The organism is Blastomonas sp. 34TW (genome assembly GCF_059803595.1).
Genome location: NZ_JAPFGW010000023.1, coordinates 18,906 through 27,664, shown reverse-complemented (window position 1 = coordinate 27,664; position 8,759 = coordinate 18,906). Strand labels below are relative to the sequence as shown.

The following is an 8,759-nucleotide window of genomic DNA, read 5'->3' as shown; positions in this document are numbered from 1 at the left end:
CAAGCACCAGCGCTTGCACCGGTGCCTTCTCGGCACGCGACCAAATCAGCGCAAGGCGGCCCTCACCGCAGGGTTACGCTGCATCCCGCATTCGCCCGAGTAGCAGACAACAAAAACCCCGCCGGAATGCGCTTCCGGCGGGGTCTTGTCATGTCGGCTCCCCGGGCGTGGCCCAGGGTGAACGCGAGGCTTATTCGGCGTCGCTGTCCACCGCTTCGGCTTCGGCAGCAACCGGTGCCGGGGCGGGTGCCGCCTCGACCTCATTCGCCGCTGCCATCGCCTTTTGCAGCGCACGCTGTTGAGCGCGGAGCGCGGCGTCGCGGCTGTTCGCGGCGATGCGGATGCGCGCCATGCCTGCACCGGTGCCCGCCGGGATCAGACGACCGACGATCACGTTTTCCTTCAGGCCGATCAGCGAGTCCCGCTTGCCTTCCACCGCCGCCTGGGTGAGCACCCGGGTGGTTTCCTGGAACGATGCAGCCGAGATGAACGAACGCGTCTGCAGCGAAGCCTTGGTGATGCCGAGCAGCACCGGCTTGCCTTCGGCAAACTTCTTGCCTTCGGGCAGACGGGCGTTGACCTCATTCATCTCCTCGGCATCGAGCTGTTCGCCCGGCAGCAGCGTGGTATCGCCGCCATCGGTGATCTCGACCTTCTGCAGCATCTGGCGAACGATCACCTCGATGTGCTTGTCGTTGATCTTCACGCCCTGCAAGCGATAGACTTCCTGGATTTCGCTGACCAGATATTCGGCCAGCGCTTCCACGCCCAGCACTTCCAGAATGTCGTGCGGATCAGGCGAACCCGAGATCAGGTTGTCGCCCTTCTTGACATAGTCGCCTTCCTGGACGTCGATGACCTTCGACTTCGGCACCAGATACTCGACCGGTTCGCCCTCTTCCGGGTGGATCGCGATCTTGCGCTTGGCCTTGTAGTCGCGGACGAACTCGATGCGGCCCGAGACCTTGGCAATGATCGCATTGTCCTTGGGCTTGCGCGCCTCGAACAGCTCGGCCACGCGCGGCAGACCACCGGTGATGTCACGGGTCTTGGCGGCTTCACGGCTGACGCGGGCGAGAACATCGCCAGCTTCGACCTTCTGGCCATCCTCGACCGAGAGCATCGCGCCCACGGCAAGCATATAGCGCGCCGCTTCGCCCGAATCCTCGTCCAGCAGGGTGAGGCGGGGACGCAGGTCTTCCTTGGACTTCGCCTTGCTCGATCCGCGGAATTCCACGACCACGCGCTGCGCGATACCGGTGGCATCGTCGGTCTGTTCGACCAGCGTCTTGCCGTCGATCAGGTCCTGATACTTCACGACACCGCTGGTATCGGTGATCACCGGCATGGTGAACGGGTCCCATTCGGCAATGCGATCGCCGATGTTCACTTCACCATTGTCGTCGACCAGCAGAACCGTGCCGTACGGGATGCGGTGGACCGCACGCTCGCGGCCTTCCTTGTCGACGATCGCGATCTCGCCGTTACGGGCGAGCGACAGGCGCTGGCCGCGCTTGTTCACGATGGTCGGGATATCCCGGTACTGCAGCGTGCCATCGGCCACCGCTTCGAGGTTCGACTGCTCGTTGAGCTGCGCCGCACCGCCGATATGGAAGGTACGCATGGTGAGCTGCGTGCCCGGTTCACCGATCGACTGCGCAGCAATGACGCCGACCGCCTCGCCGATGTTCACCGGCGTACCGCGAGCGAGGTCACGGCCATAGCACTTGCCGCACACGCCCTGGGTCGCTTCGCAGATCAGCGGCGAACGGATGCGCGCTGCCTGGATGCCCAGAGCCTCGATCGACGCCACAGCGGCTTCATCGAGCAGCGTGTCCTTGGCGACGACGACTTCGCCCGACTTCGCATCGACGATGTCCTCGGCCAGGGTGCGGCCCAGGATGCGCTCGCCGAGCGAGGCGATGACCGAACCGCCCTGCACGATCGCGCGCATTTCCAGCGCCCGTTCGGTACCGCAGTCTTCCTGCACGATGACGCAGTCCTGGCTGACGTCGACCAGACGGCGGGTCAGGTAACCCGAGTTTGCCGTCTTGAGCGCCGTATCCGCCAGACCCTTGCGCGCGCCGTGGGTGGAGTTGAAATACTCCAGAACGGTCAGGCCTTCCTTGAAGTTCGAGATGATCGGCGTTTCGATGATCTCGCCCGACGGCTTGGCCATCAGACCACGCATACCGGCAAGCTGCTTCATCTGCGCTGGCGAACCACGCGCACCCGAATGGCTCATCATGTAGATCGAGTTGACCGGGGCTTCGCGGCCATGCTCGTCCTTCGGCGTCGCCTTGATCTCTTCCATCATGGCATTCGCGACCTGGTCGCCGCAACGGCTCCAGGCGTCGATCACCTTGTTGTACTTTTCCTGCTGGGTGATCAGACCATCCTGGTACTGCTGCTCATAGTCGGCAACCAGCGCACGGGTCTCGTCGACCAGACGCTCCTTGCTGTCCGGAATGATCATGTCGTCCTTGCCGAACGAGATGCCGGCGCGGCAGGCGTGACGGAAGCCCAGGCCCATGATCGCGTCGGCGAACAGGACGGTGTCCTTCTGGCCGGTGTGACGATAGACCTGATCGATGACGTCGCCGATTTCCTTCTTGGTGAGAAGGCGGTTGACGACATCGAAGGGCACCTTGTGGCTCTTGGGCAGACATTCGCCGATGAGCATACGGCCCGGCGTCGTCTGGTAGCGCTTCAGATACTGGTTGCCCTGTTCGTCGGTCTGCGGAACGCGGGCGATGACCTTCGAGTGGAGCGTCACCGCACCCACTTCGAGCGCCTGATGCACTTCGGCGATGTCCGCCATCAGCATGCCTTCGCCCGGCTCGCCTTCGCGGTCCATCGACAGATAATAAAGACCCAGCACCATGTCCTGCGAGGGCACGATGATCGGCTTGCCGTTGGCGGGCGAGAGGATGTTGTTGGTCGACATCATCAGCACGCGCGCTTCCAGCTGGGCTTCCAGCGACAGCGGCACGTGGACGGCCATCTGGTCACCGTCGAAGTCGGCGTTGAAGGCCGAGCAGACCAGCGGGTGCAGCTGGATCGCCTTGCCCTCGATCAGCACGGGTTCGAACGCTTGGATGCCCAGACGGTGCAGCGTCGGTGCGCGGTTGAGCATCACGGGATGCTCGCGGATCACCTCGTCGAGGATGTCCCAGACTTCCTTGCGCTCCTTTTCCACCCACTTCTTCGCCTGCTTCAGGGTCATCGACAGACCCTTGGCGTCGAGACGCGCGTAGATGAACGGCTTGAACAGCTCGAGCGCCATCTTCTTGGGCAGGCCGCACTGGTGCAGCTTGAGTTCCGGACCGGTCACGATGACCGAACGGCCCGAATAGTCGACGCGCTTGCCGAGCAGGTTCTGACGGAAACGGCCCTGCTTGCCCTTGAGCATGTCGGACAGCGACTTCAGCGGACGCTTGTTCGCACCGGTGATGATGCGGCCACGACGGCCGTTGTCGAACAGCGCATCCACGGCTTCCTGCAGCATGCGCTTTTCGTTACGCACGATGATGTCCGGCGCACGCAATTCCATCAGCCGCTTCAGGCGGTTGTTGCGGTTGATGACGCGGCGATACAGGTCATTGAGGTCAGAGGTCGCGAAGCGGCCACCGTCCAGCGGCACCAGCGGGCGCAGCTCGGGCGGGATCACGGGGATGACTTCCAGGATCATCCATTCGGGACGGTTGCCGGAATCGATGAACGATTCCACGACCTTCAGGCGCTTGATGATCTTCTTGGGCTTGAGTTCCGACTTGGTCGTCTCAAGCTCCTGCAGCAGGTCGGCGCGCTCCTGCTCGAGGTCCAGATCCATCAGCATCTGGCGCACGGCTTCGGCACCGATACCGGCCGAGAAGGCGTCCTCGCCGAACTCGTCCTGCGCGTCGAGCAGCTCATCTTCGGTCAGCAGCTGATACTTTTCCAGGCTGGTCAGGCCCGGCTCGATCACGACATAGCTTTCGAAATACAGCACGCGCTCGAGCTGCTTGAGCTGCATGTCGAGCAGAAGGCCGATGCGCGAGGGCAGCGACTTGAGGAACCAGATGTGCGCGACCGGCGCGGCCAGCTCGATATGGCCCATGCGCTCGCGGCGCACCTTGGTCACGGTCACTTCCACGCCGCACTTTTCGCAGACGATGCCCTTGTACTTCATCCGCTTGTACTTGCCGCACAGGCACTCGTAATCCTTCACCGGACCGAAGATGCGCGCGCAGAACAGGCCGTCACGCTCGGGCTTGAACGTGCGATAGTTGATCGTTTCGGGCTTCTTGATCTCGCCGAAGGACCACGACCGGATGCGCTCGGGGCTGGCGAGACCGATCTGGATCTCGTCGAAGGTTTCCGGCTTCACGGCGGGATTGTTGAATTTGGTCAGTTCGTTCATTTTCTGCTCCATTTAAGCCCTCTCCCCTTCAGGGGAGAGGGTTGGGAGAGGGGCTTTCGCCGAGGGAAGCCTGTGACTCCCCCTCTCCCCGGCCCTCTCCCTGCGAAGGGGAGAGGGAGGGACAATCTTACTCCGCGGCTTCCGGCAGTGCGTCCGGGCCTTCGTCCGGATCGGGCAGCGCGTCGAGCGAGTTCAGCTCGACGTTCAGGCCCAGCGAGCGCATTTCCTTGACCAGCACGTTGAAGCTTTCAGGGATGCCGGCCTCGAACGTGTCGTCACCCTTGACGATCGCCTCATAGACCTTGGTGCGGCCGACCACGTCGTCGGACTTCACCGTCAGCATTTCCTGCAGCGTATAGGCCGCGCCATAGGCCTGGAGCGCCCAGACCTCCATTTCCCCGAAGCGCTGGCCACCGAACTGGGCCTTGCCGCCCAGCGGCTGCTGGGTGACGAGGCTGTAGGGGCCGATCGAACGTGCGTGGATCTTGTCGTCGACCAGGTGGTGCAGCTTGAGCATGTAGATATAGCCCACAGTCACCTTGCGGTCGAACTTGTCGCCGGTACGGCCATCGTACAGATCGACCTGGCCTGACGGGTCGAGACCCGCACGCTCCAGCATCCGCGACACGTCCGCCTCGCGCGCACCGTCGAACACCGGGGTGCCCATCGGAACGCCGTTGCGCAGCAGGCCGGCCAGTTCGACCACGCCGTCATCCGAACGGTTGTCGATCTCGGCATGATATTCGGGGCCGTAGACATATTTCAGCTTCTCGCGAACGGCATCGGGCGGCGGTCCGGCTTCCGGATTCGGATTGGCCTCGCGCCATTCGTCCAGCGCCTTCGAAATCTGCTGGCCCAGACCGCGCGCGGCCCAGCCCAGATGGGTTTCGAAAATCTGGCCGACATTCATGCGGCTCGGCACACCCAGCGGGTTGAGCACGAAGTCGACATGCGTGCCGTCTTCGAGGAACGGCATGTCCTCGATCGGCAGGATGCGGCTGATGATCCCCTTGTTGCCGTGACGTCCGGCCATCTTGTCGCCCGGCTGCAACTTGCGCTTCACCGCGACGAACACCTTGACCATCTTGAGCACGCCCGGAGCCAGCTCGTCACCGCGCTCCAGCTTCTCGCGACGGTCATCGAACTTCTCGGTGATGCGGGTCACGGCCTCGTCATACTGGGCCTTGACGGCTTCGAGATCAGCCTGAACCGCATCGTCCTCGACCGCGAACTTCCACCACAGGTGCTTCTCGACCTCGTCGAGCAGCGCCTCGTCGATGACGACGCCCTTCTTCACGCCCTTGGGCGCAGCCGATGCGACCTGACCGACCAGCATTTCGCGCAGGCGGTTATAGGTGGCACGGTTCAGAATCGCCCGCTCGTCCTCGCGGTCCTTGGTCAGACGCTCGATTTCCTCGCGTTCGATCGCCAGCGCACGCTCGTCCTTGTCGATGCCGTGACGGTTGAACACTCGGACCTCGACCACGGTGCCCGACACGCCCGGCGACAGACGCAGCGAGGTGTCGCGGACGTCGCTCGCCTTTTCGCCGAAGATCGCGCGCAGCAGCTTTTCTTCCGGCGTCATCGGGCTTTCGCCCTTGGGCGTGATCTTGCCGACCAGGATGTCGCCCGGATGCACTTCCGCACCGATATAGACGATGCCCGCCTCGTCGAGGTTGCGCAGCGCTTCTTCGCCGACATTGGGGATGTCGCGGGTGATGTCCTCGGGGCCCAGCTTGGTATCGCGCGCCATGACCTCGAACTCCTCGATATGGATCGAGGTGAACACGTCATCCTTCACGATGCGTTCGCTGATGAGGATCGAGTCCTCGTAGTTATAGCCGTTCCAGGGCATGAACGCGACGAGCGCGTTGCGGCCCAGCGCCAGTTCGCCCAGATCAGTCGACGGACCGTCGGCGATGATGTCGCCTTCGTTGATCACGTCACCCACCTTCACCAGCGGGCGCTGGTTGATGCAGGTGTTCTGGTTCGACCGCTGGAACTTCATCAGCGTGTAGATGTCGACGCCCGACTTGCCCGAATCCACCGAGCCGGTGGCGCGGATCACGATGCGGGTCGCGTCGACCTGATCGACGATACCGGCGCGCTTGGCGGCGATCGCAGCGCCCGAATCGCGCGCCACGGTCTCTTCCATACCGGTGCCGACGAACGGCGCTTCGGCGCGCACCAGCGGCACGGCCTGACGCTGCATGTTCGATCCCATCAGCGCGCGGTTGGCGTCATCGTTTTCCAGGAACGGAATGAGCGATGCCGCGACCGAGACGAGCTGCTTCGGTGACACGTCCATCAGCGTGATGATGTCGCGCGGGGCCATCAGGAATTCGCCGGCCTGGCGGGCCGAAACGATATCCTCGGCAAAGCTGCCATCGTCGTTCAGCTCGGCATTCGCCTGCGCGATCGTGTGCTTGGCCTCTTCCATGGCCGAGAGATACACGACCTCGTCGGTCACCTTGCCGTCGATCACCTTGCGATACGGGGTTTCGATAAAGCCGTACTTGTTCACGCGGCTGAACGAGGCGAGCGAGTTGATCAGACCAATGTTCGGGCCTTCGGGCGTTTCGATCGGGCAGATACGACCATAGTGGGTCGGGTGAACGTCGCGGACTTCGAAGCCTGCGCGCTCCCGGGTGAGACCGCCCGGGCCAAGCGCCGAGACGCGGCGCTTGTGGGTGACTTCGGCCAGCGGGTTGGTCTGGTCCATGAACTGCGACAGCTGCGACGAGCCGAAGAACTCGCGCACCGCGGCGACCGCCGGTTTGGCGTTGATCAGGTCGTTCGGCATGACGGTCGACACGTCGACCGAGCTCATGCGCTCCTTGACCGCGCGTTCCATGCGCAGCAGGCCGACGCGATACTGGTTTTCCAGCAGCTCGCCCACCGAGCGGACGCGGCGGTTGCCGAGATTGTCGATATCGTCGACTTCGCCCTTGCCGTCCTTGAGATCGACCAGCGTCTTGACGACCGCCAGAATGTCCTCGCGGCGCAGCGTGGTGACGGTGTCCTCGCAGTCGAGCTCGAGGCGCATGTTGAGCTTGACGCGGCCCACGGCTGAGAGGTCATAGCGCTCGGGATCGAAGAACAGGCCTTCGAACAGCGCATCGGCGGTTTCGCGCGTCGGCGGTTCGCCGGGGCGCATCACGCGATAGATCGCATCGAGACCCATGTCGCGGCTGTCGGCCTTGTCGGCCTTCATCGTGTTGCGGATCCAGGGCCCTGTGGTGACATGGTCGATGTCGAGCAGCACCAGCTGGTCGATCCCGGCCTTGTCGAGCTTTTCCAGATTCTCGGCGGTGACCTCGTCGCCCGCTTCGATATAGATTTCGCCGGTCTGCTCGTTGATCAGGTCATAGGCGCTGTAACGGCCGAAGATTTCCTCGGTCGGGATCAGCAGGCTGGTCAGGCCATCCTTGGCGGCCTTGGCGGCGGCGCGCGGGGTAATCTTGTCGCCCGCCTTGAACGCGACTTCGCCGGTTGCGGCATCGACAATGTCGAACGCCGGCTTCATGCCGCGCCACTGTTCGGCGACGAACGGGATCTTCCAACCGCCGGTGCCGCGCTCATAGGTCACGGTCTCGTAGAAATAGTCGAGGATTTCCTCGTCGTTGAGGCCGAGCGCATACAGCAGCGAGGTGACCGGCAGCTTGCGCTTGCGGTCGATACGCACGTTGACGATGTCCTTGGCGTCGAATTCGAAATCGAGCCACGAACCGCGATAGGGGATGACGCGCGCAGCAAAGAGATACTTGCCCGACGAATGGGTCTTGCCGCGGTCATGATCGAACAGCACGCCCGGCGAACGGTGCATCTGGCTGACGATCACGCGCTCGGTGCCGTTGATCACGAACGTGCCGTTCGCGGTCATCAGCGGCATGTCGCCCATGTACACGTCCTGCTCCTTGATATCGAGCACGGAGCGGCTTTCGGTCTCGGCATCGACCTCGAACACGATCAGGCGCAGCGTCACCTTCATCGGCGCTGCATAGGTGATGCCGCGCTGACGGCATTCCTCGACATCGTATTTGGGCGACTCGAGTTCATAGTGAACGAAGTCGAGCTCGGCGGTTCCGGCAAAGTCGCGGATCGGGAAGACGCTGCGCAGCGTCTTTTCCAGGCCCGAAACATAACCGATCGAGGGATCCGAACGCAGGAACTGTTCGTAGCTCTCGCGCTGGACCTCGATGAGGTTCGGCATTTCGCTGACTTCGTGGATGTCACCGAAGATCTTGCGGATACGCTTCATCGGGGTCGGCTTGGTGGCGGCCGATGCTCGTGCGGAAGTTGCCATAAACGTGTCTTCGCCTTTTCGTGTCTATCGATTCGGGGCGCACAAAGACGC

The 8,759-nt window shown here is 63.0% G+C and carries 2 protein-coding genes; both read right to left on the bottom strand.

Features of this window, described 5'->3' with window-relative positions:
* Nucleotides 1-190 precede the first annotated feature (190 nt).
* Complete coding sequence (gene rpoC / locus OPU69_RS18975; RefSeq protein ID WP_498513077.1) at nt 191-4,402, bottom strand: DNA-directed RNA polymerase subunit beta'; 4,212 nt, start codon at nt 4,400-4,402, stop codon at nt 191-193.
* A 127-nt stretch (nt 4,403-4,529) separates the two neighbouring features.
* Entirely contained in the window at nt 4,530-8,708 is a 4,179-nt protein-coding gene (gene rpoB, locus OPU69_RS18970; RefSeq protein ID WP_060979802.1) for a DNA-directed RNA polymerase subunit beta, read from the bottom strand.
* Between the last annotated feature and the right edge of the window lie 51 nt (nt 8,709-8,759).

Bases quoted from the DNA above. Each gene is read 5' to 3' on its own strand.
- rpoB (WP_060979802.1), bottom strand. From the start codon at position 8,708: ATGGCAACTTCCGCACGAGCATCGGCCGCCACCAAGCCGACCCCGATG.
- rpoC (WP_498513077.1), bottom strand. From the start codon at position 4,402: ATGAACGAACTGACCAAATTCAACAATCCCGCCGTGAAGCCGGAAACC.